This is a genomic window from Actinomadura chibensis NBRC 106107 (assembly GCF_001552135.1).
In the GTDB taxonomy this organism is placed as follows: Bacteria; Actinomycetota; Actinomycetes; order Streptosporangiales; family Streptosporangiaceae; genus Spirillospora; species Spirillospora chibensis.
Map to the genome: position 1 here is coordinate 1 of NZ_BCQP01000072.1, position 25421 is coordinate 25421.

Annotated in this window: 26 protein-coding genes and 1 tRNA gene; 10 read left to right on the plus strand and 17 right to left on the minus strand. The window is 72.1% G+C overall.

All coding sequences use genetic code 11. The features are described 5' to 3' along the window. From ACH01S_RS35950 to ACH01S_RS35965, 4 genes are all read left to right on the plus strand, one after another. Positions 1-409, plus strand: a 409-nt coding sequence (locus ACH01S_RS35950) for a DNA translocase FtsK (protein WP_303621479.1), incomplete at its 5' end; no start/stop codon positions are given. Positions 410-480: 71 nt separating this feature from the next. Further along, positions 481-879: a hypothetical protein gene (locus ACH01S_RS35955; protein ID WP_067902841.1), complete on the plus strand. Its 399-nt coding sequence runs from the start codon at positions 481-483 to the stop codon at positions 877-879. A 167-nt stretch (positions 880-1046) separates the two neighbouring features. Continuing rightward, on the plus strand, positions 1047-3032 hold the full coding sequence (locus tag ACH01S_RS35960) for a DUF3987 domain-containing protein (protein WP_083981537.1): 1986 nt from the start codon (positions 1047-1049) through the stop codon (positions 3030-3032). Between the two features lie 190 nt (positions 3033-3222). After that, positions 3223-4491 (plus strand): tyrosine-type recombinase/integrase, encoded by a 1269-nt coding sequence (locus ACH01S_RS35965; RefSeq protein ID WP_067902843.1) that lies wholly within the window; start codon positions 3223-3225, stop codon positions 4489-4491. A gap of 69 nt (positions 4492-4560) precedes the next feature. Here ACH01S_RS35965 and ACH01S_RS35970 read toward each other — a convergent pair. From ACH01S_RS35970 to ACH01S_RS44095, 8 genes are all read right to left on the minus strand, one after another. After that, positions 4561-4632: transfer RNA gene (locus ACH01S_RS35970), tRNA-Val, on the minus strand. Positions 4633-4695: 63 nt separating this feature from the next. Further along, positions 4696-6129, minus strand: coding sequence for an aldehyde dehydrogenase family protein (locus ACH01S_RS35975; protein ID WP_067902846.1), 1434 nt, complete (start codon positions 6127-6129; stop codon positions 4696-4698). A gap of 99 nt (positions 6130-6228) precedes the next feature. Then, positions 6229-7185 (minus strand): AraC-like ligand-binding domain-containing protein, encoded by a 957-nt coding sequence (locus ACH01S_RS35980; protein WP_083981538.1) that lies wholly within the window; start codon positions 7183-7185, stop codon positions 6229-6231. 85 nt (positions 7186-7270) lie between these two features. Next, positions 7271-7666 carry a nuclear transport factor 2 family protein gene (locus ACH01S_RS35985; protein WP_067902849.1) on the minus strand — a complete coding sequence of 132 codons (396 nt, stop codon included), beginning with the start codon at positions 7664-7666 and terminating at the stop codon, positions 7271-7273. A 92-nt stretch (positions 7667-7758) separates the two neighbouring features. Then, the gene (locus ACH01S_RS35990) at positions 7759-8928 is read right to left on the minus strand and encodes a geranylgeranyl reductase family protein (RefSeq protein ID WP_067902852.1); all 1170 of its coding nucleotides are present in this window, start codon (positions 8926-8928) and stop codon (positions 7759-7761) included. Between the two features lie 25 nt (positions 8929-8953). Then, positions 8954-9373 (minus strand): CBS domain-containing protein, encoded by a 420-nt coding sequence (locus ACH01S_RS35995; RefSeq protein WP_067902855.1) that lies wholly within the window; start codon positions 9371-9373, stop codon positions 8954-8956. 83 nt (positions 9374-9456) lie between these two features. Then, positions 9457-10392: a proteasome assembly chaperone family protein gene (locus ACH01S_RS36000; protein ID WP_370671599.1), complete on the minus strand. Its 936-nt coding sequence runs from the start codon at positions 10390-10392 to the stop codon at positions 9457-9459. 254 nt (positions 10393-10646) lie between these two features. Next, positions 10647-10823 carry a hypothetical protein gene (locus tag ACH01S_RS44095; protein ID WP_157406351.1) on the minus strand — a complete coding sequence of 59 codons (177 nt, stop codon included), beginning with the start codon at positions 10821-10823 and terminating at the stop codon, positions 10647-10649. Positions 10824-10983: 160 nt separating this feature from the next. On the opposite strand from ACH01S_RS44095, the gene ACH01S_RS36005 reads away from it, so the two are divergent. Then, positions 10984-12180, plus strand: coding sequence for a saccharopine dehydrogenase family protein (locus tag ACH01S_RS36005; RefSeq protein ID WP_067902858.1), 1197 nt, complete (start codon positions 10984-10986; stop codon positions 12178-12180). 3 nt (positions 12181-12183) lie between these two features. Here the strand turns inward: ACH01S_RS36005 and ACH01S_RS36010 are convergent, their stop codons facing one another. Both ACH01S_RS36010 and ACH01S_RS36015 read right to left on the minus strand, forming a co-directional pair. Continuing rightward, entirely contained in the window at positions 12184-13539 is a 1356-nt protein-coding gene (locus ACH01S_RS36010) for an FAD-binding oxidoreductase (RefSeq protein ID WP_067902860.1), read from the minus strand. A 59-nt stretch (positions 13540-13598) separates the two neighbouring features. After that, positions 13599-14369 (minus strand): IclR family transcriptional regulator, encoded by a 771-nt coding sequence (locus ACH01S_RS36015; RefSeq protein WP_067902863.1) that lies wholly within the window; start codon positions 14367-14369, stop codon positions 13599-13601. A 74-nt stretch (positions 14370-14443) separates the two neighbouring features. Here ACH01S_RS36015 and ACH01S_RS36020 point away from each other — a divergent pair, with 74 nt between their 5' ends. The 5 genes from ACH01S_RS36020 (at position 14444) to ACH01S_RS36040 (ending at position 19418) form a co-directional block, all read left to right on the plus strand. Beyond that, positions 14444-15379: a zinc-binding dehydrogenase gene (locus tag ACH01S_RS36020; protein ID WP_067903027.1), complete on the plus strand. Its 936-nt coding sequence runs from the start codon at positions 14444-14446 to the stop codon at positions 15377-15379. A 22-nt stretch (positions 15380-15401) separates the two neighbouring features. Next, the gene (locus ACH01S_RS36025; protein ID WP_067902867.1) at positions 15402-16250 is read left to right on the plus strand and encodes an MBL fold metallo-hydrolase; all 849 of its coding nucleotides are present in this window, start codon (positions 15402-15404) and stop codon (positions 16248-16250) included. Positions 16251-16312: 62 nt separating this feature from the next. Continuing rightward, positions 16313-17071, plus strand: a complete 759-nt coding sequence (locus ACH01S_RS44100; RefSeq protein WP_067902869.1) for an SDR family NAD(P)-dependent oxidoreductase — start codon at positions 16313-16315, stop codon at positions 17069-17071. A 12-nt stretch (positions 17072-17083) separates the two neighbouring features. Next, entirely contained in the window at positions 17084-18382 is a 1299-nt protein-coding gene (locus ACH01S_RS44105) for an alpha-glucosidase/alpha-galactosidase (RefSeq protein WP_067902874.1), read from the plus strand. A 10-nt stretch (positions 18383-18392) separates the two neighbouring features. Then, entirely contained in the window at positions 18393-19418 is a 1026-nt protein-coding gene (locus ACH01S_RS36040) for an amidohydrolase family protein (protein ID WP_067902879.1), read from the plus strand. An 18-nt stretch (positions 19419-19436) separates the two neighbouring features. Here the strand turns inward: ACH01S_RS36040 and ACH01S_RS36045 are convergent, their stop codons facing one another. The 7 genes from ACH01S_RS36045 to ACH01S_RS36075 form a co-directional block, all read right to left on the minus strand. Then, complete coding sequence (locus ACH01S_RS36045) at positions 19437-20300, minus strand: carbohydrate ABC transporter permease (RefSeq protein ID WP_067902884.1); 864 nt, start codon at positions 20298-20300, stop codon at positions 19437-19439. Further along, positions 20297-21238, minus strand: a complete 942-nt coding sequence (locus ACH01S_RS36050; protein ID WP_067902888.1) for a carbohydrate ABC transporter permease — start codon at positions 21236-21238, stop codon at positions 20297-20299. Before ACH01S_RS36050 ends, ACH01S_RS36045 begins: the two co-directional genes overlap by 4 nt. Next, a complete protein-coding gene (locus tag ACH01S_RS36055) occupies positions 21235-22515 on the minus strand; it encodes an ABC transporter substrate-binding protein (protein WP_067902891.1) in 1281 nt (426 codons plus the stop codon). Before ACH01S_RS36055 ends, ACH01S_RS36050 begins: the two co-directional genes overlap by 4 nt. 124 nt (positions 22516-22639) lie before the next feature. After that, a complete protein-coding gene (locus tag ACH01S_RS36060; protein WP_067902895.1) occupies positions 22640-23701 on the minus strand; it encodes a potassium channel family protein in 1062 nt (353 codons plus the stop codon). A 116-nt stretch (positions 23702-23817) separates the two neighbouring features. Next, positions 23818-24159: a hypothetical protein gene (locus tag ACH01S_RS36065; RefSeq protein ID WP_067902899.1), complete on the minus strand. Its 342-nt coding sequence runs from the start codon at positions 24157-24159 to the stop codon at positions 23818-23820. 89 nt (positions 24160-24248) lie between these two features. Further along, the gene (locus ACH01S_RS36070; RefSeq protein ID WP_067902902.1) at positions 24249-24710 is read right to left on the minus strand and encodes a peroxiredoxin; all 462 of its coding nucleotides are present in this window, start codon (positions 24708-24710) and stop codon (positions 24249-24251) included. 112 nt (positions 24711-24822) lie between these two features. Beyond that, entirely contained in the window at positions 24823-25251 is a 429-nt protein-coding gene (locus ACH01S_RS36075; RefSeq protein ID WP_067902905.1) for a DUF3052 domain-containing protein, read from the minus strand. Positions 25252-25421: the final 170 nt, after the last annotated feature.

Sequence of the window (25421 nt, forward strand, 5' to 3'; positions counted from 1 at the left end):
CGAGCCGGTGGCCTGGGAGCCGCTGGTCGAGGCGACCGGGCTCAGCCGCCCCACCGTGTACCGGCGCATGGCCGCCCTGGTCGACCAGGGCCGCGCCCGCCCCGCCGCCGCCGGCGGCTGGCAACTCCCCGCCGCCGACGACGGGGACGACGGGAACGGCCGGTCCGCCCAGGACGACGGCGACGCCGGGCTGGTGGCCGCCGCGGCGGAGCTGGTGGTGTCCACGCAGTTCGGATCCACCTCGATGCTGCAGCGCAAGCTCCGCGTCGGGTTCGCCAAGGCCACCGCGCTGATGGACCGGCTGCAGGCCCTGGGCGTCGTCGGCCCGGCCGAAGGCTCCCAAGCCCGCAAGGTCCTGACCGGCCCGCACGACCTCGACCGCGTCCTGGCCGAGATACGCGGCCACTGACCACCCGACCGGATCAACCCGAATTCGGCGGGGGCCCTGGACCGGCCCCCGCCCCAACCGAAGGAGAAACCATGTCCGACCTGCTCGAACTGCCGTCCGCCCTGGACGGCCTGGTCGAGCGCGGCGACGCGCTCCACACGGTGATCGAAAAGGTGGGCGAGTACGCGCCCGCCGTCGCCGAGCTGATGGACACCCTCGCCGCGATCTCCGACCAGATCACCAACGACCGGCTGGCGGAGGTCACCGACCAGTCCCTGGACCTGCGACGCACCAACGTGGCGATCTTCGTCGCGCTGCTGCACGACACCGTCGCCGGACTCGGCGCCCTCCTGTTCAGCATGGAACTGGACGAGTGGCTCAGCGACCGCGCCCACGACGCCCTGCCCGTCGCCCAAGCCGCGGTGTACAACCTCGTCGAATCCCTGGCCATCCTCACCAGCGGAATCCGCCCCGCAGGCGAACGCGAGTAGACACCCCGGGCCCGGTCCGCCGTCACGTGCGGGCCGGGCCCTTTCCGGCCCGTCGAATCACACCCGGCCCACCGCTCTCACTACTCGCGAACGGCCTCGTCCTCGCCGTGGAGGAACCCGATGAGAACTGCCCGCACCCGACACGCCGCGTTCAGGACGGTCACCCGATGACTAAGCCTCCGCTGCGCGTGCTGGACGGCGGCCACGACGACCCGGACCCGCACCGCTCACTCCCCCACGACATCGGGGCCGAACGGCAGGTACTCGGCGCGATGATGCTCTCGACCCGCGCCGTCGCCGACGCCCGCGCCCTGCTGGACGGCAGCGAGTTCTACCGGCCCGCCCACCAGGAGATCTGGCAGGCCATCTGCGGCCTGGCCGACCGCGGCGACCCCTGTGAACCCACGGCCGTGGCCGCCGAACTCGGGTCCCGTCGCCTCGCCAAGGTCGGCGGCGGCCCCTACCTGCACACCCTGATCCAGGACACCGTTTCCTCCACCCAGGCCGGCTACTACGCCCACCGGCTCGCCGAACTGGCCTACGCCCGCACCATCGCCATGACCGGCACCCACCTCATCCAGCTCAGCCACCAGGCCGCCGACGGCGACACCACCGACCTGCGCGGCGCCGTCACCGCCGCCGTCCAAGACATCACCACACCCGACGCCCGCGGCTGGCCCGCACCCACTCCACTGGAAGCCGCCCAGGAATTGCCGGTCTTTCCGCTGCCGATGCTGCCGGACTGGCTCGCCGAATACGCCGCCCGCCTGGCCGAGCAAACCCAGACCCCCGCCGACCTGTCCGGCTGCCTCGCCCTGGCCGTGCTGGCGGTCGCCGCCGGCGGCAAGGTCTGGGTCCAAGCCCGCGGCTGGCGCGAACCCACCAACCTGTTCACCGTCATCGCCCTCGGCCCCGGCAACCGCAAATCCGAAGTGTTCGCGGCGATGACCGGCCCGATCCGCGCCGCCGAAAGCATGCTCCGCGACCAAGCCCAACCCCACATCACCGACATCGCCATCCAACGCCGCGTCGCCGAAGCCGACATGGAGAAAGCGGAAAAGGCCGCGATCAACGCCATTGACGCCATCGTCCGCGAGCAACACCTCGAAGACGCGCGGATCGCCGCCGAACGGCTCCAAGAACTGCAGATACCGGCCGAACCGCGGCTGTTCTCCGACGACGCCACCCCCGAAATCCTCACCTCACAGCTCGCACAGCAAGGCGGCCGGATGGCCGTCCTGTCCCCCGAGGGCGAGATCTTCTCCATCGCCGCCGGGCGCTACAGCGGAGCGCCGAACTTCGCCGTCCTCAAACACGGCCACGCGGGCGAGGGAATGCGCATCGACCGCGTGGGACGTCCCTCCGAGATCATCGAGTCCGCGCACGTCACCCTCGGCATCTGCACCCAGCCGGATGTCCTGGCCGGCCTCGCCGACACCCCGCAATTCCGCGGGCAAGGACTGCTCGGCCGGATCCTGTACGCCGTCCCGCACTCGCTGCTCGGATACCGCGACCCAAGCCCCGAACTCATCCCCGCCCACATCGCCCAGACCTACGCCGACACCCTCACCGGTCTCATCACCCGACTGCACGCCCTCACCGAACCGATTACCCTGCAGTTCACCGACGCCGCCCTCAGCGCCGTCCAGCAGCTGCTGCGCGACACCGAACCGCGCTACCGGCCCGGCAACGACCTGGCCCACATGCCCGACTGGGGCGGCAAATACCCCGGCGCCGTCGTCCGCATCGCCGGACTCCTCCACCTCGCCGCGAACCACCAAGGCACCTGGCACAAACCCATCACCACCGACACCTTCGCCTGCGCCCGCCACATCGGCGACTACTACCTCACCCACGCCCAAGCCGCCTACGACCTCATCGGCGCCGACCCCGACCTGGCCGACGCCCGCGCCCTACGCGACTGGATCACCCGCACCGGCACCCACCGCTTCACCGCCAGCGACGCCGTCCAAGCCCTGCGCGCCCGCTTCCGCAAGGTCGCCGACGTCGAGCCGGGCCTGAGAGTCCTGGAAGCCCACGGCTGGGTCAGACGGCTACCCACCCCACCCCGCGCCAGCGGCCCCGGCCGCACCCGCGCACCCGTCTACGAGGTTCATCCGAACTCCCTCGAAGACGGCTCTCAGGCCCCCTAGCCACGCACCGCGGCCCCGCTACACACAGTGACCGCTGTCGAGGCGCGAACCGCAGACGGGGCCCTACAAGCCACCAAGAAATACAGAGAAATCAATTGTTCTGTATTTCTTGCAGGCATGTAGGCGCATGGCTCCGCTCCCCACTCCCAACCTCGTCACTCAGCGTGACGACCGCTCGAAGGAGATCACCATGCCCAGAACCACCGGCACCACCCCCGACGAACCCGACGACGACAACGAGCCCGAGAAGAAGCGGCGCCCTCAAGGAGACGGCGGGCTGCACTGGGACAAGAGCCGACGCCGCTGGATCGCCACGGTGACCGTCGGGTACACCCCGCAGGGCAAGCGGATCGTCCGCAAGGGCAGCGGCCGGACCAAGACGGCGGCCAAGCAGGCCCTCCGCAAGGTCCTCCGCGACCACGAGGACGGGCTGCCCTCCGAGCCGACGAACTACACCGTCGCCGAAGCGGTGGAGTACTGGTTGAAGCACGGCCTCAGCGGACGATCCGACCGCACTGTGGAGATGAACCAGACGTTCGCCGAGAACCACGTCATCCCGGCCCTGGGCGCCCGCAAGCTCCGCGAGTTGTCAGCCGAGGACGTGGACGAGTGGCTCGCCGCCAAGTCCAAGACGCTCAGCACGCGATCTCTCAAGCTGATCCATTCCATCCTGAACCGCTCGGTGCGCAAGGCCATGGCGCGCGACAAGGTCCGGCGCAACATCGTCGAACTCTGCGACGTCCCCGAAGGGCGCGAAGGGCGGCCGTCCAAAGCGCTCACCCTCGCCCAGGCCAAGGCCGTCCTCAATGCAGCACGCAAGTCCGAACCGCGCATAGCGGCCTACATCGTCCTTTCATTGGCCACCGGCGCCCGAACCGAGGAACTGCGTGCGCTGACGTGGGATCACGTCGTCGGCTACGCCAAGGACGCCGACCGATGGATCCCCGTCCAAGAAGCCGGTTGGGAACACGGCGCCTACGCCATTTACGTCTGGCGGTCCGTCCGCAAGAAGGGCGACACCAAGACCAGGAAGTCCCGCCGGACATTGAAGCTGCCGCAAATCTGTGTCGAGGCGCTCCGCCGCCTCCAGGAGCACCAGGACGAGACCACCGACGACGCCTCCTCCAAGCGCGGCGGGCTGGTGTTCTGCACACGCACCGGCAACCCGCTGTCGGCGTCCAACGTGCGGCGCGACTTCCGCAAGGTGCTCGACAAGGCCGAGCTGGACGGCGCGCGGTGGGCGCCGCGGGAGATGCGGCACAGCTTCGTCTCCGTGCTGTCCGACCACGGCATCCCCATCGAGGACATCTCCCGGCTCGTCGGCCACCGCAGCACGACGGTCACCGAGACCGTCTACCGGCTGCAGATCCGGCCGGTCATGGAGAAGGGCGCGACCGCCATGGACGGCATCTTCGCGGCCGCTGGCGACGCCGACGACGCAACGGACCAGGACCCGTAGTCACTCAGTTAGTCACCCACAAGATCAAGGCCATGATCCGCGCGAGCGGATCATGGCCTTTGAGGTGGGTGGGCGCGGACGGTTTCGAACCGCCGACTCCTCGCTTGTAAGGCGAGTGCTCTACCCCTGAGCTACGCGCCCGCGTTGCCGGGAAAGCGTACCCGGTCGGTGGTGGCGATCGCGAAACGGTTTGGGACGGGGAGGTTACGGGAGGTGGATCCAGACCCCCTTGACCTCGGTGTAGGCGTCCAGGGCGTAGGGGCCCATCTCGCGGCCCCAGCCGCTCGACTTGTAGCCGCCCCAGGGGGCGGCGGCGTCGGGGATGGGGAGCATGTTGACGAAGATGGCGCCCGCGCGGATGTCGGCGGCGAGGCGGTGGGCGGTGGACAGGTCGCGGGTCCACAGGGACGCGGCCAGGCCGAACTCGGTGTCGTTGGCGCGGACGGCGAGCTCCTCCACGTCGTCGTAGGCGAGGACGGGCAGGACGGGCCCGAAGATCTCCTCGCGGGCGATCGTCATGTCGTCGGTGACGCCGCCGAAGACGGTGGGGGCGTAGAAGTTGCCGGGGCCCTCGCCGCGGTGGCCGCCGGTGACCAGTTCGGCGCCCTGCTTGCCGCCCGTCCGGACGAAGGAGTCGACGCGGTCGAGGTGCTCGGCGGAGACGAGGGGGCCGATCTGCGTCTCGGGGTCGAGGCCGGGGCCGACGCGCAGGCCGGACGCGGCGGCGGCGAGCTTCTCGGTGAACTCGTCGGCGCGGCGGCGGTCGACGTAGAGGCGGGTGTAGGCGGCGCAGACCTGGCCGCTGTTGAGGAGGGCGCCCTGGAGGTTGCCGGCGACGGCCTCGTCGATGTCGGCGTCGCGGGCGATGATGGAGGGCGCCTTGCCGCCGAGTTCGAGGGTGACGCGCTTCAGGTTGCTCGCGGACGTCTTGACGATCTCGCGTCCGACCGTGCTGGAGCCGGTGAAGGAGATCTTGTCGACGCCGGGGTGCGCGACGAGGGCGCGGCCGACGGCGGGGCCGCCGGTGAGGAGGTTGACCACGCCGGGCGGGAAGCCCGCCTCGGCGCACAGCTCGACCAGCCGGACGGTGGTCAGCGGCGTCTGCTCGGCGGGCTTGATGACGACGGTGTTCCCGCAGGCGAGGGCCGGGGCGAGCTTCCAGGACGCGATCATCAGCGGGAAGTTCCACGGGGTGATCAGCGCGCAGACGCCGACGGGCTCGCGGCGGACGTAGTGCAGCGTGTCCGGGAACGAGATCGGGGAGACCGCGCCCTCCAGCTTGGTGACCCAGCCGGCGAAGTAGCGGAAGTGCTCGGCGGCGCCGTCCACGCTGACCGTCTTCGCGACGCCGAGCGGCTGGCCCTGGTCGCGGGTCTCCAGCTCGGCCAGCTCGGCCGCGTTCTTCTCGATCAGCTCCGCGACGCGCCAGAGGAGGCGGGCGCGCTCGTTCGGCAGCATCTTGGCCCAGGACGGCTCGTACAGCGCGGCCCGGGCGGCGTCGACCGCGTCCTCGACGTCCTGCGGCCCGGCCTCCGCGCAGGTGGCGAGGAGCTTCCCGGTGGCGGGATCGGTCGTCGTGAACTCTGCGCCGTCCGCCGCGGCGGCCCACTCGCCGTTGACGTAGAGCCGGGTGTGCATTGCTGGCCTCCCCCTGGTCGCGGAATGAGGCCAGTCTCGGCCGCGGCCCCCGGCGTGTCTTGTCTGTGCCTGTACGGACCTTGCCCAAGCCTGTATCGATCAGTCGTCGGAGACGGTCACCCGGTACTCGCGCGGGCTGGCCCCGTAGGCGGCCTTGAACAGGCGGCTGAAGTGCGCGGCGTCGACGAACCCCCAGCGGGCCGCGATGGCGCTGACCGGGCGGTTCAGCTGGAGCGGGTCGCGCAGGTCGCGGCGGCAGTGCTCCAGCCGCCGCTCCTTGATCCACGACGAGACGGTCGTGCCCTCCTCGCGGAACAGGTTGTACAGGTGCCGGGACGAGACGAAGTGCGCGGCGGCGATGTCGTCCGGGGACAGGTCGGGGTCGTCCAGATGACGTTCGATGTAGGCGCGGACGCGCAGCAGCAGCGCCCGGCGGCGCGACTCGGGGGTCGGCGCGGACATGTCCATGTGCTCGGCGAACAGCGTGACGAGCAGGTCGGCGATGTTGTCGCCGAGCCGGACGCCGCCGTGGTCGTCCAGCTCGTCGAGCTGCTCGGCGAGCTGGACGAGGAACGCCGACAGCAGCGCCCCGACGCCCTGCCGCCCGGAGATGCGGGTGGCGGTGACCCGGGCGATGGCGTCCTCGGGCAGGTGCAGCAGGCGGCGCGGCACCATCAGGACGAGCTGCCGGTAGGAGTCGTCGAACGCGAGCGTGTACGGGCGCGTCGTGTCGTAGATGGTGAAGTCGCCGGGGACGAGCGCCGCCTCCCGCCCGTCCTGGGTGAGCAGGCAGTACCCGTTGAGCTGGACGCCGATCTTGTAGTGCCCCGGGTCGGAGCGCGCGATCAGCGCGCCGGTGCGCCGGACGACGCTCGGCGTCGACGCGACCTCGGTGACCTTGAGCGCCCCGAGCTCACGGCCGCGGATGCGGCCCTCGAAGAGCTCCGGGCGGGTCGTCTCCGCCCGGAGCGGCACGAACGTCTCCGACACCGAGCTGCGCCAGAAGTCGAACCGCTCGGCGGCGGGCAGATCGGCTGTCCTGATGACCATGGACATGCGCGTTTCCCCAGGTGAAGCCCCGCTTGCTCCGTCGTTCACATGGTGCACCCGCGGACCGGGGTCGCGCCAGTGGCAACCGTGCTCACTCCATCGCCGCGCGGACGAGATGAGTGTCGGTGAACTGCTCGAAGCCGGTGACCTTACCGTCCTTCACCCGCCACGCGTGGACGAACCGCACGCGCATCGCCTTTCCGGTCGCCCGGTACGTCCCGGAGTAGTGGCCGATCGCGACGACCGTCCCGTCTCCGCCGTCGACGAGTTCGTCGGGGTCGGCGCGGAAGTTCTTCCAGTCCTTGCCGAGCCGGCCGAAGACCCCGGCCTTGATCGCGTCGACGCCGACGTAGGTGCCCGCGTAGGGGAAGCCGTCCATCTCCGTCCAGGCGATGTCGTCGGCGAAGTCCGCGACCATGCCGTCCAGGTCGCCGCGGTCGGACGCCCCGTAGTGGGCCTTGACGACGTCGTACGCCTCGCTGCTCATATGTGCATCCCTCCCGTGTCCGGCCAAGTCCAGCGGCTCGCCGGGCCGGGGATCTTGGCTGTGTCCGAACAGTCCTTGTCTGTGCGAGCACACTAGGACGCGGGGGTGAGGCGCGTCAGGGCGTCGGCGAGGCGGTCGGCGGCGGTGGGCCTGGCGGCGGCGGGCAGCCCGCCGACGACCTTGAGGGCGAACCGCATGAGCCACGGGTGGGAGAGCCCCTGCCGGGTCGCTATGCGCATCACGCGCGGGTCGTCGATGGCGCGGGTGAAGGCGCGTCCGAGCGTGAACGGGCCGCCGTTGGCGCGTTTCAGCGCGGCCGGATACGTCCGCAGGACCCGTTCCGGGAACGGCGCGGAGGACGCCTCGGCGACGACCTCGGCGGCGATGCGGGCGGCTTCGAGCGCGTAGGCGATGCCCTCGCCGTTGGACGGGTTGACCATCCCGCCCGAGTCGCCGACGAGCAGCAGCCCCGGCAGGTAGTGCGGCTGGCGGCTGAAGCCCATCGGCAGGGCCGCGCCGCGCAGCGGGCCGGTGGCGCCGTCCTCGGTGAAGCCCCAGTCGCGCGGGAGCGTCGCGAGCCAGCGGGCGAAGAGCCCGTGGTAGTCGGGGTGCTCGCCGCGCAGCAGGGCCACGCCGACGTTGCAGGTGCCGTCGCCCATGCCGAACATCCAGCCGTACCCGGCGGGGGCCAGGTCGAGCCGGATTTCGAGGTGGTCGTCGTCGTGGCGGGGGCTGCGGTAGTAGCGGCGGCCCGCGATGCCGATCGGACGGTCCCGGCGCGCCCGCACGCCGAGCGCCACGGACAGCCGGGACGGCGCGCCGTCCGCCGCGATCACCAGCCGGGCGTGCTCGACGCCGTCCGCGGTCCGGACGCCGGTCACCCTGCCGTCCGCCTGGACCGGGCCGGTGACCTTGGTGTTCTCGCGCAGCGTCGCGCCCGCGGCGGCGGCGTGCCGGGCGAGCAGCTCGTCGAGGCCCGCGCGGGTGCGGGTGAGGCCGTGGCCGTCCGGCCAGGGGATCTCCACGCGGCGGCCCGCGCCGACGAGCCGGATGCCCTTGTTGGGGAACCAGCCCGGCCCGGCGAGGTCGACGCCGAGGGCGCGCAGTTCGTGGACGGCGCGCGGCGTGAGCCCGTCCCCGCAGACCTTCTCGCGCGGGAAGGACGACTTCTCCAGGACGAGCACGTCCAGCCCGGATCCCGCGAGGTGGCGGGCGACGGCGGATCCGGCGGGACCGGCGCCGACGACGATGACGTCCCGCATCACGCCTCGCGATGAACGCGCGGGGTCACCGGTTCGGCGGTTCGGCGCTGATGTCGGCGAGGGCCGAGCGCTCGTCGCGCTGGACGGCGAGGTCCCCGATCGACACCATCCCGATCGGGTGGTCGCCCTCCACGACGGGGACGCGGCGGACGGCGTGCCGCCGCATCAGCGTGACGGCGGCGTCGGCGTCGGCGTCCGGCGCGATCGTGACGATGTCGGTGCTGCAGATGTCCGCGACGGTCGTGGCGGACACGTCGCGCTCGACGGCGACGGCGCGGACGACGATGTCGCGGTCGGTGACCATGCCGCGCAGCCGCCCCTCGTGGACGACCAGGACGTCGCCGATCCCGTGCTGCCGCATGAGGTCCCCGGCCCGGGTCAGGGACGTGTCCGGCGGCACCGCCACGGGCACCGGGGTCATCACCTCGTTGACCTTCTGGGGCATGAGCGAGCCTCCCCTCTCGGGGCCTCGCCTACCCAGCGGCGGGCCGGATATGTCCGTCCGGCGCGGGCGTTCGGGGGCGGGGGCTAGCCCTGGGAGTCGGGGCCGTCCTGCTCGGCGAGGAAGCGCTCGAACTGGGCGCCGAGCTCGTCGGCGGTGGGCATGTCCTGCGACTCGGCGAGCAGGCTGTCGCGCGCGGCGGCCCCGGCGAAGGCGTCGTACTGCTGCTCCAGCGCCCGGACGACCTTCTCCACCTCGTCGTTGCCGTCCACCTGCTCGGCGATGTCGGCGTCCGTCGCGGTGGCCGCCTCGCGGAGCCGCTCGACCGGCAGGGCCAGCCCGGTCGCGTCGATGACCCCCTCCAGCGCCGCGACGGCGGCGGCCGGGTAGGCCGACTGCGCGAGGTAGTGCGGGACGTGCACCGCGAGCCCCACCGCGTCGTGCCCGGCCTCGCCGAGCCGCAGTTCGAGCAGCCCGGCGGCGCTGCCCGGCACCTGCACCTTGTCGAACCAGGAGTTCCGGGTGACCAGTTCGGGCCGCGTCGCGTGCGCGGTGACGCCGACCGGGCGGGTGTGCGGGACGCCCATCGGGATGCCGTGGAACCCGACGACCAGCCCCACGCCGAGCCGCTCCACCAGGTGCAGGACGGACGAGGTGAACCCCTCCCACAGCCGGTCGGGCTCCGGCCCGGACAGCATCAGGAACGGGCTGCCCGCCTCGTCCCGGAGCAGCCGGACGACCAGCTCCGGCGCCTCGTAGGACGCCCAGTGGTCGCGGTCGAAGGTCATCAGCGGGCGGCGGGCCCGGTAGTCGATCAGCGAGTCGACGTCGAAGCGGGCGACGACGCGGTGCTCCAGCGCCTCCAGGAGGTGCTCGCGCACGAGCTGCCCGGTGGACCCGGCGTCCACGAAGCCGTCGAGGCTGTGCAGCAGCACCGGACCCGTCAGCTCTGGCAGGTCGGTGTCGAGCTCGTACAGATCCTCAGGGTTAAGCAACGTCTCCCCCATCTCCGTGTCCAACATCCACAGTACTCATTGCGGGCCCGTCGCCGTCGGGCCCGGGGACCGTCCGGCCCGGCTCCGCGGGCATGCCGCGAAGCCCAGTGGTCAAGGGTGTCGGATAACACGCGGCCGGTCCGAAAGCTTCCACGCGGAGGGGCGGCGAGGGGCGCGGACGGCGGCCGAACCGACCCGTCTGTTCTCCATTACCTGGAGGAGGACTTCGATTGCCTCACGGCCACACCCGGCAGGCCGTCCAGGAGCCGTCCAGGGGCCGTCTAGGGGAGGCTCCACAGCGACACCGACAGCAGCCCGAGGCTGACGGCGATGAGCAGCATCGCGGTCGAGCGCCCGCCCTCGCCGCCGGGGACGCCCCGCCCCCGCGCCAGGAGGAAGGCGAAGCACGCGAGGAAGCCCGCCGCGACGACGTCCATCGCCACTGCGAGCGCGGTCACGGCACCACCCTCCCCCTCGTCCGTGCAAACCCTAGACGAGTGCGGTCGCCCGCACGGCCGCCTCACCGCGATCACGAACGGCGGCTCCGCGCCGCGTCGGCGTGCGCCGCCCGGCCCCGACACGACAGAATCGGATTCGGAATCGCGGAAGGGAGCACCCATGACCGCCGACCGACCGTCCCGTCCCGGGCGCCCGTACGACGTCGTGCTGTTCGGCGCGACCGGCTTCACCGGCGCCCTGACCGCCGAGTACCTCGCCGGGCGCGCCGGTCCGGGGACGCGCTGGGCCCTGGCCGGACGCGACGAGGCCAGGCTCGCGGCCGTCCGCGACCGGCTGGCCGAGCTGAACCCCGCCTGCGCCGACCTGCCCCTGCTGCGCGCCGACGTCGCCGACCCGGCGTCGATCGAGAGGCTCGCGGACGCGGCGCGGGTCGTCATCACAACAGTCGGGCCGTACTCGAAGTACGGCGAGCCCTTGGTCGCGGCGTGCGCGCGCGCCGGGACCGACTACGTCGACCTCACCGGCGAGCCCACGTTCGTCGACCGCATGTACGTGAAGTACCACGAGAAGGCGGTGCGCAGCGGCGCGCGGATCGTCCACGCCTGCGGGTTCGACTCGATCCCGCACGACCTCGGCGCCTATTTCACGGTCAAGCACCTGCCCGAGGGCGTCCCGCTGCGTGTGGAGGGGTTCGTCCGGGGGCGCGTCTCGCCGTCCGGCGGCACGCTGCACTCGGCCATCGACGTCTTCGCCGACATGGCGGGCATGCGCCGCGCGGAGAAGGAGCGCGCCCGGATCGAGGAGAAGCCCAAGGGCCGGACGGTGCGGATCTCCCGCCGGCCGATCCCGCGCACCCGCGTCGGCGGCGGCTGGACGCTGCCGATGCCGACGCTGGACCCGCAGATCGTCGTCCGGTCGGCCGCCGCGCTCGACCGGTACGGGCCCGACTTCGAGTACGGCCACTACGTCGCCGTGAAGCGGCTGGCGGGCGCGGCGGCGATCGCCGCCGGGGCGCCGGTCCTGGTCGCGCTCGCGCAGCTCCCGCCGACCCGGTCGCTGCTGCGGCGGCTGCGCGCCCCGGGCGACGGGCCGTCCGCGGCGGAGCGGGAGCGGAGCTGGTTCAGCGTGACGTTCGTCGGCGAGGGCGGCGGCGCGCGCGTCGTCACCGAGGTCGCGGGCGGCGACCCCGGCTACGGCGAGACGGCCAAGATGCTCGCGGAGTCGGCGCTGTGCCTCGCCCACGACGACCTCCCCGCCACGTCCGGGCAGGTCACGACCGCGACCGCGATGGGCGACGCGCTCGTCGACCGGCTGGTCGGGGCGGGCATCGCCTTCCGCGTCCTGGAGGACGGATAGGAGTCAGATCGCCTTGCCCGGGTTCATCAGCCCGTGCGGGTCGAGAGCCTGCTTGATCTGGCGCTGGACGTCCCGGACGCCGGGCTCCAGCTCGCCGTCCAGCCACGGCCGCTTCAGCACGCCGACGCCGTGCTCGCCGGTCAGCGTGCCGCCGAGCTCGATCGCGGCGGTGAACACCTCGTCCGCGGCGGCCTGGACGTCGGGCGGCGGCTCGGTCAGCCCGCGCTCGAAGATGAACACCGGGTGGAGGTTGCCGTCGCCCGCGTGCGCGACCGTGAGGATCGTGACGCCGTGCCGCTCGGCGGCGCGCTCGACGCGGCCGACCATCTCCGGGAGCCGGGAGCGGGGCACGCACACGTCCTCGACCAGGCAGTTCCCGAGCCGCTCGGCGGACGGGTGGGCAAGCCGCCGGATCTCCAGCAGCGCGGCGGCCTCGGCCTCGTCGGTGGACATCGCCGCGAAGTCGGCGCCCGCGTCCTCGCAGTGGCGCAGCAGCTCCTCGGCCGGGCACTCGGGCCCGTCCGTCTGCGTGATGATCATGGCGGCGGTGTCGGTGTCGAGGTCGATGTCGCGCCAGTCGTCGATCGCGCGCAGCATCGCCCGGTCGATCAGCTCCAGCAGGCTCGGCCGCAGGCCCGCGCCCATGATCGACGCGGCGGCGGTGCCCGCCGCGGACACCGACCCGAACGTGGCGAGGACGGTCACCGGCGGGCTCACCGGCGCCGGGCGCAGCCGGACGGTCGCCGAGGTGATCACCCCGAGCGTCCCCTCCGAGCCGACGAACAGGCCGGTGAGGTCGTAGCCGGTGACGCGCTTGACCGTCCGCCCGCCGGTCCGGATCACCCGCCCGTCCGCGAGGACGACCTCAAGGCCGAGCGCCGAGTCGCGCGTGACGCCGTACTTCACGCAGCGCAGCCCGCCCGCGTTGGTCGCGAGGTTCCCGCCGATGGTGGAGATCTCGTGGCTGGACGGGTCCGGCGCGTACATCAGGCCGTGCTCGCGGGCGGCCCGGTCGAGGTCGGCGGTGATCACGCCGGGCTCGACGACGGCCAGCTGGTCCGCCGGCGCCAGCTCGCGGATCGCGGTCATCCGGGCGAGCGACAGGACCAGGCAGCCGTCGGTCGCGGTGGCGCCGCCCGCGAGGCCCGTCCCGCCGCCGCGTGGCACGATGGGGACGCGGTGCTCGGCCGCCCAGCGCACGGCCGTGACCACGTCGGAGGTGTCGCGGGCGAGCACCACGGCGAGCGGCGCGCCCGGCGCCGCGTAGGTCTGGTCGCGGCGGTGGGCCTCCATCGCGTCCGGGTCGGCGATGACCCGGCCGGACGGGAGCCGGTCGGCGAGCGCGGCGACAGCGTCCATCCAGCGAGTTCCTTTCCGTATTATGGAAGGCTATTTCGCATTATAGACTCTGCCCGGGTTCAGCTCGCGGGCCGGTCCAGCTCCTCGGCGAGGACGGCCTGCAGCCGCACCGCCACCTCGGTCAGCCGCCCCTTGGGGAAGCGGTCCTTCGGCGCGGTCACGCTGACGCCCGCCGACGGGACGCCCCGGCCGAGGAACACCGGGACGGCCGCGCACCGCACGCCCTCCTCGTTCTCCTCCATGTCGAGGGCGTAGCCGCGTTCGCGGATCGCGGCCATCTCCTCGGCCAGCCGGGCCGGGGAGGTGATCGTGTTGCGGGTGACCGCCCGCAGCTCCTGGGTGGAGGCCCACAGCTTGATCGCCTCGTCGGTGGGGTAGGTCCAGGCGAGCAGCGCCTTGCCGACGCCGGTGCAGTGCGCGGGGTTCCGCCCGCCGATGACCGAGGTCATCGTGATGGGGTGGATGGCCTCGACCTTGTCGACGTAGACGATCTCGGCGCCGTCCAGGACGGCCATGTGCGTGGTCTCGTTCAGCTCCTCGCGCAGCCGCAGCAGCACGGGGTGGACGAGCGAGCGCAGGTCGATCCGGTCGTAGAAGCGGAAGGCCGCCGCGAGCAGCTCCGTGCCGAGGAAGTACGGGCCGTTCGGCTCCGGCTGCGCGGCGAAGCCGCGGTGCCGCAGCGCGCCGAGGAGCCGGTGCAGGGAGCTGCGCGGGATGCCGGAGCGGACCGCGAGATCCTCCAGGGTCACGCCGCGCCCGCTCTCGGAGAGCAGCTGGATGATGCGCAGCGCCCGGTCGACGCTGCCGACCGGCGACTCTTTGGTACCCATACGCCCCTCTTCCGGATTTCCGTGATACGGAATGATAGCCCACAATACGGATGCCCTGCTACATTCGCCGCGTGATGAAGGCACTCGTATTCACCGCACCGAGTGTGGTGGAACTCCAGGACATCGACGAGCCGTTCGTGCGATCCGGGGAGACCCTCGTCGCGGTGGCCGCCGCCGGGATCTGCGGCAGCGAGCTGCACGGCGTCCGAACACCCGGGTTCCGCACGCCGCCGCTCGTCATGGGACACGAGTTCGCGGGCACCCTGCCGGACGGCCGCCGCGTGGTGGTCAACCCGATCCTGTCCTGCGGGGTCTGCGACCTGTGCGGGCGGGGGCAGCGCCAGCTCTGCCGCGAGCGCGCGCTGATCGGCGTGCACCGGCCCGGCGGGTTCGCCGAGCGGGTCGCGGTGCCGGCGTCGGCCGTCCACCCGCTGCCGGACGGCATGCCGTGGACGGCCGCCGGCCTGATCGAGCCGATCGCCTACGCCCTGCACAGCTGGAACGTCGCCGGGGGCCCGGACGGCGCGCGGGTCGGCGTGCTCGGCTGCGGCACGATCGGGCTGCTGTGCGTCCAGCTCGCGCGGCTGCGCGGCGCCGCGTCGGTCGTCGCGGCGGACGTGTCGCCGGCGCGCGCGGCGATCGCCGGACGGCTCGGCGCGGACGCCGCGGGCCCCGCGCTGACCGGCGAGTTCGACGTCGTCTTCGACGCGGTGGGCCTGCCGGCGACGCGGGCCGCCGCGCTCGCCCGGCTGCGGCCCGGCGGGACCGCGGTCGCGCTCGGGCTGGCGAGCGCCGACCCCGGCTTCGACGCCGCCGACCTGGTCCGGGCGGAGAAGCGGCTGCTCGGCTCGTTCGGCTACACCGCCGCCGAGTTCGCCGCCGCCACCGGCATCGCCGCCGAATGCGACCTGAGCTGGGTGGACACGTTCCCCCTCGCGGACGGGGCCCGGGTCTTCACCGAGCTGATGAACGGCGGCATGGAGCCCGTCAAGGCGCTCCTCACCCCCTAGAGAGGCGAGAAAGGAGACGGTCATGAACGTCAGCGCGGGGTTCCGCGAGCTGGGCGTGCCGTCCGGCATGGTCGGCGTCTGCGCCCTGGGCCAGGCCGGGTTCCTGATCAAGGGCGCGGACGGGACGGTCGTCGCCGTCGACCCCTACCTGTCCGACCGGCTGGCCGAGGACTCGGAGTTCGGCCCGCCGGGGCGGTGGGCGCGCAGGTTCCCGCCCCCGTTCCCGCCGGGCGAACTGGACGCCGACGTCGTCCTCGTCACGCACGAGCACGCCGACCACTTCGACCCGCACACGCTCGGGCCCGCGCTCGCGCGCAACCGGTTCACGGTGGTGGCGCCGCCCGTCCTCCAAGAAGAGGTCGCCGCGCTCGGCGCCTCCTTCGAGCCCGCGCACGCCGGGCGGCCGCTCGACCTGGGCGGCATCCGCGTGCATCCGATCCCGGCGGCCCACTCCCCCGAGTACACCGGCCCGGAGTGCTACGACGTGATGGTCCAGGACGGCGCGCACCGCTTCCTCGGCTACGTCATCGAGCTGCAGGAGGGCGTGTCGGTGTACCACGCGGGCGACACCGTCCTGCATCCGGAGATCGACCGGGCGCTGGACGGCCTGCGCCCGCGCGTCGCGCTGCTGCCGGTGAACGGCCGCGACCGGATCCGCGAGGAGCTCGGCATCGTCGGGAACCTGACCGTCCGGGAGGCGGCGCACCTGGCGGCGGCGGCCGACGCGCGCTGGCTCGTCCCGAGCCACCACGACCTGTTCGCCGTCAACGCCGAGTCCGTCACCACGTTCGTCGACACGCTCGACCGCCGGTTCCCCGACCAGGAGTACCTCGTGCCGAAGGTCGGCCGGCCGGTCGTGCTCGGAGTCTGAGAGAGGTCCGTCATGCACACGTCCACGTCCACCCCGACCGGCGGCCGCGGGAGGTGGCGGCCATGCGCGGGCTGATCGGCAAGAACGTCCTGATCACGGGCGGCACCAGCGGGATCGGGGAGGCCGCCGCGCAGCGGTTCCTCCAGGAGGGCGCCCGGGTCTTCGTCTGCGGGCTCGACCGGGTCGAGGAGGTCGTCGCCGAGCTCGGGGCCCTCGGCGAGATCTCCGGCACGGTCTGCGACGTCTCCCGCGAGGACGACGTCGCGCGCCTGGTCGCCGAGGCCGACGCGGCGCTCGGCGGGATCGACGTCCTGCTCAACAACGCCGGGACGTCCTGGCGCGAGCCGTTCCTGAAGATCACCCCGGCGCACTGGGACACGATCATCGCGGTGAACCTGCGCGGGATGTTCCTCGTCGGGCAGGCGGTCAGCAGGCACATGGTCGAGCGCGGCACGCGCGGCTCGATCGTCAACATGGCGTCCACGAACGCGCTCGGCGGCGAAGAGGACTACGCGCACTACAACGCGTCCAAGGGCGGGGTCCTCCAGCTCACGCGGACGATGGCGGTCGAGCTCGGCCGGTACGGCATCCGCGTCAACGCGGTCTGCCCCGGCTACATCCGCACCCCGCTGAACGCGTCGATCGAGGCGAGCCTCGACCCCGGGTTCGTGGCCGCCTACCAGCGCGACCACATCCCGCTCGGCCGCGCCGGGCAGGCCGCGGAGGTCGCGTCCGCCTACGCGTTCCTCGCCTCGGACGAGGCGTCCTTCGTCCACGGAGCCGAGCTGGTCGTCGACGGCGGCCAGCTCGCGATCATGTAAGGGAAGCAGCCAGTGGCACGCATCGTCTTCATCGGCGCCGGAAGCGTCGAGTTCACCAAGAACGTCCTGTCCGACATCCTGACGCTGCCCGGCCTCGGCGGCTCGACGCTCGTCCTGCACGACATCGACGCCGAGCGGCTCGCGACGGCCGAGGCGATGGCGCACGGCATGGTCGCGAAGCTCGGGCTGCCCGCCAAGGTCGAGGCGCACGCCGACCGGCGCGCCGCGGTCGCGGGCGCGGACTACGTGATCAACGAGATCGCGGTCGGCGGGTTCGCGGCGACCCGGATCGACTTCGAGGTCCCGGCCCGGCACGGGCTGCGCCAGACGATCGCCGACACGCTCGGCATCGGGGGCATCTTCCGCGCGCTGCGCACGATCCCGGTCATGACGGCGCTCGGCGACGACCTCGCCGAGCTGGCCCCGGACGCCCTGCTCCTCAACTACACCAACCCGATGACGATGATCCCGAGGGCGGTGTGGGAGGGGACGCCGTTCCGCAACGTCGTCGGCATCTGCCATTCGGTGCGCGACACGCAGGCGCGGCTCGCCGAGCTGGTCGGCGTCCCCGTGGACGAGACGGCGTTCGTCACCGCCGGGGTCAACCACCAGGCGTTCGTGCTGAAGTTCGAGCACGAGGGGCGCGACATGTACCCGCGCCTTGCCGAGGTGGTCGCGGCCGATCCGAAGCTGCGGAACACGGTCCGGGCCGAGGTCTTCACGCGGTTCGGCCACTTCCCGACCGAGTCGAGCGTGCACGGCTCGGAGTACCTGCCGTGGTTCCTGCGGCACGACGACCAGGTCGAGAAGTTCGGCATCCACGTCGGGGCCTACCTGGAGTGGTCGAAGGAGAACCTCGCGTCCTACGAGGAGACGCGCCGCAGGCTGGCGGCGGGCGAGGACGTGGAGATCGAGCCGATGTCGGAGCTGGCCTCGGAGATCATCCACTCGATCGAGACGGGCGAGCGGCGGATCGTGCACGGCAACGTCCGCAACGACGGGCTGATCGCGAACCTGCCCGCGGACGCGTGCGTGGAGGTGCCGTGCGTGGTGGACCGGGCGGGCGTCCAGCCGACGCGGATCGGCGCGATGCCGCCGCAGCTCGCCGCGCTGAACCGGACGTTCCTGAACGTGGGCGAGCTGACCGTCCGCGCCGCGCTGGAGGGCAGCCGCGAGCACGTGTACCACGCGGCGATGCTCGACCCGAACGCCGCCGCCACCCTGACCCTCGCCCAGATCCACGACCTCGTCGACGACATGATCGAGGCGCACGGCGACGCGCTCCCCGACGGCATCCGCCGCGCGCGCTGAGGAGACTCCGATGAAGCTGAGCGAATACCGGCCGGTCCCGCGGCTGCGCGTGCCGGAGACGTCCGTGCCGCGCGCCGCCGTCCCGGCGATCGACGCGCACAACCACCTCGGCCGCTGGCTGACCGGCGGCTGGGCCGTCCAGGACGTGGGGGCGTTACTCGCCCTCATGGACTCGTGCAACGTCCGGACGATCGTGAACCTGGACGGGCGCTGGGGCGACGAGCTGGAGGCCAACCTCGACCGCTACGACCGCGCCCATCCGGGCCGCTTCTACACCTACTGCCACGTCGACTGGGACGACATCGGCCGCGAGGGCGCCCTCGCGGACAGCCTGCGGCGCTCGGTCGCCGCGGGCGCCCGCGGGCTGAAGGTGTGGAAGGACCTCGGCCTGCACGTCCGCGACTCCGCCGGGCAGCTCGTCCTGCCCGACGACCCGCGCCTCGGCGAGCTGTGGGAGGCGGCCGCCGAGCTGCGGGTCCCGGTCGCGATCCACACCGCCGACCCGATCGCGTTCTTCGACCCCGTCGACGAGCGCAACGAGCGGTACGAGCAGCTCCTCGCCCACCCCGACTGGTCGTTCGCCGACCCGAGCCGGTTCCCGCGCTTCGACCGGCTCATGGACGCCCTGGAGGACCTCGTCGCCGCGCACCCGCGGACGGTGTTCGTCGCCGTCCACGCGGGCTGCCAGGCCGAGGACCTCGGCCGCGTCGGCCGGATGCTCGCCGCCTACCCGAACCTGCACATCGACATCGCCGCGCGGATCGCCGAGCTCGGCCGGCAGCCGCGCGCGACGCTCGACCTGATCACCCGCTTCCCCGGCCGCGTCCTGTTCGGCACGGACGAGTTCCCGCCGAACCGCGCGACCTACACGACGCATTTCCGCTTCCTGGAGACGAAGGACGAGTACTTCCCGCACTCGGCGGAGGACCCGCCGCTGATGGGCCGGTGGCACATCAGCGGCCTCGGGCTCTCCTCCAACGTCCTGTCCTGCGTCTACGCGGACAACGCCGCCCGCCTGCTCGGCCTGTGCCCGTGACGGCGGGCCCCTGACCCGTCACCCCTTCACGGCGCCCGCGAGGGCCTGCACGAACCGCCGCTGCCCGATCAGGAACACCACGAGGACCGGGACGGTCGTCAGCACCGTCCCGGCCATGATCTGCGGCCAGTCCGCGCGGTGCTGCCCCTGGAACGTGGCGAGCCCCGCCTGCACCGTGTAGTTCTCCTGGGACGAGATCGCCACCATCGGCCAGAACAGATCGTTCCACGCGTAGATGAACGTGATCACGGCGAGCGCCGCGAGCGCGGGCCGCGCGACCGGCAGGACGACGCGGAAGAACACGCCGAACCGCGAGCAGCCGTCGATCCGCGCCGCCTCCTCCAGCTCGCGCGGGAAGTTCTGGAAGAACGACGTCATCAGGTAGACGCCGAGCGCGGACGCGAGCTGCGGCACGATCAGCGCGCCGAGCGTGTTGATCAGATGCAGCTTGTTGAAGATCAGGAACGTCGGGATCACGGTGAGCTGGAACGGGATCAGCGTCGTCGCGATCACCAGCACCAGCGCGACCTTCCGCCCGACGAACCGCATCCGCGCGAAGGCGTAGCCCGCCATGCTGCACAGCAGCATCTGCGACAGGACGATCACCCCGGCGACGATCACGCTGTTGAGGAACCAGCGCGGGAACTGCGAGTCCGTCAGCAGCCCCCGGTAGCCGGTGAGGTCGATGCCCGGCGGGACGAGCGGCGGCGGGAACCGGTTGAGCTGCGCTCTCGTCATGACCGACGCGCCGAGCATGTAGACGAACGGCACCACCATCAGCAGCGACAGCGGCAGCAGCACGAGGTGCCGGGCGGCGGGCAGGCGCCCGGTGAGACGAAGGCGCGGCCGGAGCCGGAGGCGGGAGAGCGGCGCGGTCGTCATAGCAGGAACCCCTTCTTGCGGCCGAACACCAGGCCGACCACGATCGCGAGCAGGCTCCCCGCGAACAGCGCGTACGCGACGGCGGCGCCGTACCCGGCGGTGAAGAACTCGAAGGCGAGCTGCCAGACGTAGTAGACGATCGTGATCGTCGAGTTGACGGGCCCGCCCTTGGTGGTCGTGAACAGCAGGTCGAAGAACTGGAGGCAGTCGATCAGCCCCCAGACGGCGAGGAACAGCGAGATCGGCCGGACGGACGGGACGATGATGTGCCGGAACGTCCGCCACGCCCCCGCGCCGTCGATGGCGGCGGCCTCCAGCACCTCCTTCGGGATCTCCTGCAGCGCGGCGAGGTAGATGACGACGTTGAAGCCGAACTGCGTCCAGACGAAGATCCCGCTGATCACGAGCAGGGCCTGGGACGGGTCGTCCAGGAACCCCTGCGCGGGCAGCCCGGCGCGGGTGACCAGCCCGTTGACGACGCCGAAGTCCTTGTCGAACACGAACGCCATCAGCAGCCCCTCGGCGGCGGCCGAGGCGACGAACGGGACGAGGAAGCACGCCCGGTAGAACCCGATCCCCCGGATCGGCTTGTTCAGCAGCAGCGCGACCCCGAGCCCGAGCAGCAGCGACACCGGGATGTAGATGCCGGTCAGCTCCAGCGTGTTGCGGATCGCCTTCCAGAACACGGGGTCGTCGGCGAGCGTCCTGTAGTTGGCGAAGCCGACGCCCTGCCCCTCGCTGACGAGGTCGGAGTCGGTGAGCGACAGCCGGAACGCCCAGCCCATCGGCAGCAGCGAGAAGCCGAGCACGAGCAGCGTGGACGGCGCGGCGAACGACCACCCGGCGGCCTGGTCGCCGAGCCTGCGCCCGCCCTTGCGCTCCGGACGGGGCGGGGCCGCCCGCCGGTCGTCCTTCTCCGTCGTGACCGCCGTGCTCATTGGCCGGGCACCGCGAGCAGCGCGTCGGACTTGCGGGCCGCGTCGTCCAGGGCGCTCTTCGGGTCGGACCGGCCGAGCAGGACCGCGGCGATCGCGTTCGCGACGAACGACGACACCCGCGGGTACTTGGAGTTCACCGGCCTGATCTGCTTGGCGTTCGCGAGGTTCTCGGTGACGACGTCGATGCCCGGGTACTTCTTCACGAACTCCTGGTAGCCGGGGAGCTTGGTGATGGACTGGCGGGTCGGGAGCTGGCCGGTGTCCTTCATCCAGACGAGCTGCTGCTCAGGCTTCGTCAGCCAGGTGAGGAACTCGACCGCCGCCTTGACGCGCCGCTTGCCGTGGTCGAAGACGGCCCAGTTGTCGGGCCCGGAGACGGTCTGGTGGTCGCCGTTGGTCCCGGGCAGCGGCGCGATCCCGTAGTCGATCTTCGCGGTCTGCACGTCCGGCAGCACCCACGGGCCGGACAGGAACAGCCCGAGCCGTCCCGACTCGAACAGCTTCTGGCCCTTCTCGGCCGGGCTGGAGTCGATGTAGACGGACTTGTCCTGCGTCGCCATCTGCTGGAGGAACGTGAGCGCCTCCACCCCCGGCGGCGCGTTGAACGCGGCCTTCTTGCCGTCCTTCGACAGGATCGCTCCACCGCGCTGCCAGACGAGCGGCCACAGCGTCCAGGTCGTCTCCTCGCCGCCGCTGACCGCCCACGTGGTGCCGTAGTTCTTGTTCTTGGCGTCGGTGAGCTTCTTCGCCATGGCGCGGAAGTCGTCCCAGGTCCACGTCGGCGCGGGCGGCTTCAGCCCGGCGTCGTGGAGCATCTTCTTGTTGTAGAGGACGGTCAGGTCGTCGACGACGGCCGGGAACCCGATCACCTTGCCGTTGACCGTGGCGGTCTGCCGGGTGTTGGGCCAGAAGTCGTCCCAGTTCGTCGCCGGGCCGAGGTACTTCTTCAGGTCGGGGACCTTCGGGCTGCGCGCGAGCGCCGCCCCCCACGACCCGTACATGTAGGCGATGTCGGGGTAGGTGCCCGCCGCGAACCCGGCCGTGACCTTGGGCAGCATCGCGTCGGCGGTGGTGCCGCCGGAGTCGGTCTTCACCCTGATCCCGGGATGGGAGGCGTTGAACGACTCGACGAGCTTCTCGATCGACCGCGCCGCGGCGTCGTCCTGGCCGTGCCAGACCATCAGCTCGACCGGGCCGGAGGAGTCTCCGTCCCCGGACGATGAGCATGCGGCGACGCCGACCACCGCCGCGACGAGGACCGGGATGAGCTTGTGCACCGGAGCACCTCCATAGATTTCCGTGATACGGAAAGCTATTCCAGATTGCGGCACAAGCTAGCAGGGGTCTTCGAGGCGGGTCAAGGCTCGTCAAAGGCGGCGGCGCCGCCGGTCCGGCTCTTCGCTAGCCGACTTCGTGCCAGGGGATCTCGGGACGGGACGGCGCCACCACCGCGAGGGACTGGCCGCCGCGCACCATCTCGTCCGGCGCGGCCGTCAGCCGGAACCGGGCGTTCGGACGGTGCGACTCGCCCACCGCGAGCAGCGTGCTGCCGCGGCGCAGCAGGAAGACCGCCACGTCCAGGCGGGACCACTCGCCCGCGTCGGCGGGGACGTCCACCCGGTAGAGCGTTCCATCGGTGTCGAGCGTGCTGGCGAGGTTGTGGTAGATCGCGGCGACGCCCGGGTTGCGGATCGCGACCGCGACCACGGCCGGGTCGTCGATGTCGACCGGCTCGATGTCCGGGCCGATCAGCGCGAGCGCCTCGGTGATCTCCGCGCGGCTGCCGCCGTCGTGCACCCCGGCCAGCAGGTGGACCGGCGGCTCCCCGTTCCGCCGCAGGTAGGCCGACACGCCGAGCGTCACCCGGACGGTCTCGTCGTCACTGCGGCCCACGACCACGACCGTCCGCGCCGTCTCCAGGCAGGCGCGCTGGTAGGCGGACTCGTCGAACGCGACCACGTCGTACAGGCCGGGGTCGGGGTTCTCCCCGGTCAGCTCGCCCGGCCAGAAGATCGTCACGACCGGGGTGCGCGCGAACTCGGGGTCGGCGCGGAGCTGGCCGATGATGGCCCGCAGCCCGTCCCGGTCGTAGCCGACCACCACGATGTGCCCGCGCTTGTGGAGCCGCGCCTGCCCGGTCGCCCTCATCGTGCGTCCCTTCCCCATCCAGAGCGTCAGCTCGGCGAACATCACGAGCCCCGCGGTCAGCCCCGCCACGATGATCAGCACGCCGCCGATCCGCCCGCCGGTCGTCTGCGGGGACAGGTCGCCGTAGCCCGTGGTGGTGCCGCTGACGAGGAAGTACCAGACGTACTCGTCCGGGCGCTTGATGTCGGCGCCGGACGGCTCGAACACCGCGATCAGCAGCCAGCCCGCAAGGAACGCCGCGAGGAGCACGAGCGCGGGCGCGCGCCAGGACCGCCCGGTGATCCGGTTGACCAGGCGCATCAGCACGATCGGCATCCGCGCAGCGTGCCAGCGTGCGAAATGTCGCGTCAAGCCTGAAATGCCGTGGTCAGCCCGGCCGGACGCGGTCAGCCCGGCGGCGCGGGGCCAGCGGGGCGGGTTGGGCAGGCGGGCTAGCGGGCGGGGCCGCCGCGCAGGACGCGGCTGAGCGCCGCCGCCACCTCTTCGGACAGGTCGCCGTCACCGGACGGGGCGGGCGCCGCTCCCGAGCGCACCAGGTCGCCGGGGACGGCGTCGCGGGTGAGGCCGCAGTCGCGGCACTCGACCTCGCCCAACCGGCACACGAGCGCGGCCGAGCCGCACTCCGCGCAGCGGTCGAGCCCGTCCGCCCAGTCGCGGGCGGCCTGGCAGCCGGGGCAGATCAGGACCTGCCGGTCGGCGCGGACCCCGCGCTTCCAGGGGCTCGCGCCCCGGACGGGGTCCGTCTGCCGCGCCCCGCAACGGAAGCAGGGCATCACACCTCCAGCGGTGCGGGGACCGGTTCCGGCCACCCCTTCCGGGGCCGTGGGGGGACGTCCCGCCACGCTGGTCCGGTCCGATTCGCTCAGATCTCGGCGAGCGCCTTGCGGTACTCGCCGATGTCGCGTGCGTCCGGGATCGCGTTCACGACCTTCCAGCGGACCACGCCCTCGGTGTCGATGACGAAGGTGCCGCGCACGGCGAGCCCCTTGCTCTCGTCGAACACGCCGTAGCGCTGCGCCGTCCCGCCGTGCGGCCAGAAGTCGGCCAGCAGCGGGAACTGGTAGTTCTCCTGGTCGGCCCAGGCGCGCAGGGCGAACATCGAGTCGACCGACACGGCGAGGACCTGCACGTCGTCCGCGTCGCCCAGGGAGGGCAGCTCGTCGCGGACCTCGCACAGCTCGCCCGTGCAGACCCCGCTGAACGCCAGCGGGTAGAAGATCAGGACGACCTTCTTGCGGCCCCGGTAGTCCGACAGCTTCACCGGAGTGCCGTGCTGGTCCTTCAGTTCGAAGTCGGGGGCGACGTCGCCCACCTCTACCGCCAATGCAGCTCCCGTGATCCGTCCCGCGCGCGGCGGGATGCGCCCGCCCCCCACGGGCGTGGAGGACGGGACCAGTCTGGCACCCCGCCCGCGCCCGCGGGCACGGGCACCGGGGTTACTTGCGAACCTTGGGCGCGACCAGCCGCGTGCCGGACCATTCCTTGGCCGCGCTGACGCTGCTGGTCTGCGACAGGCCGGCCGTCTGCGCGGCCTCGCCGATGTCGCTCGGCTCGACGTGCCCGTCCCGGCCCGCCTTCGGGGTCAGCAGCCAGATGTCGCCGCCTCCGGTGAGCGGGATCATCGCGTCGGTCAGGCCCTCGAACAGGTCGCCGTCCTCCTCGCGCCACCACAGCAGCACGACGTCGACCACGTCGTCGTAGTCCTCGTCGACCAGCTCGTTCCCCGTGACGGCCTCGACGGATTCGCGGAGCCCCTCGTCGACGTCGTCGTCGAAGCCGATCTCCTGCACCACCTGGCCCGCCTTCAGGCCGAGCCGTTCGGCCAGGCTGCGCTCAGACTGCGCCTGACCCGCGGTCGCGCTCACGAAAGTCCTCCCATTGTCGCCATTCCGCACGGTGCCGTGCTTGTCATTCCGGCCCCCGGGCCGGGTGGCCCGCCCACACCTGTGCGGTGTTTGCGGGACAGTCCACACAAGTGAGGGCCCCTAGCGCAAGTGTCTTCCCGGCTTTTGGTGGCCTCATTGGTCCGATCTCG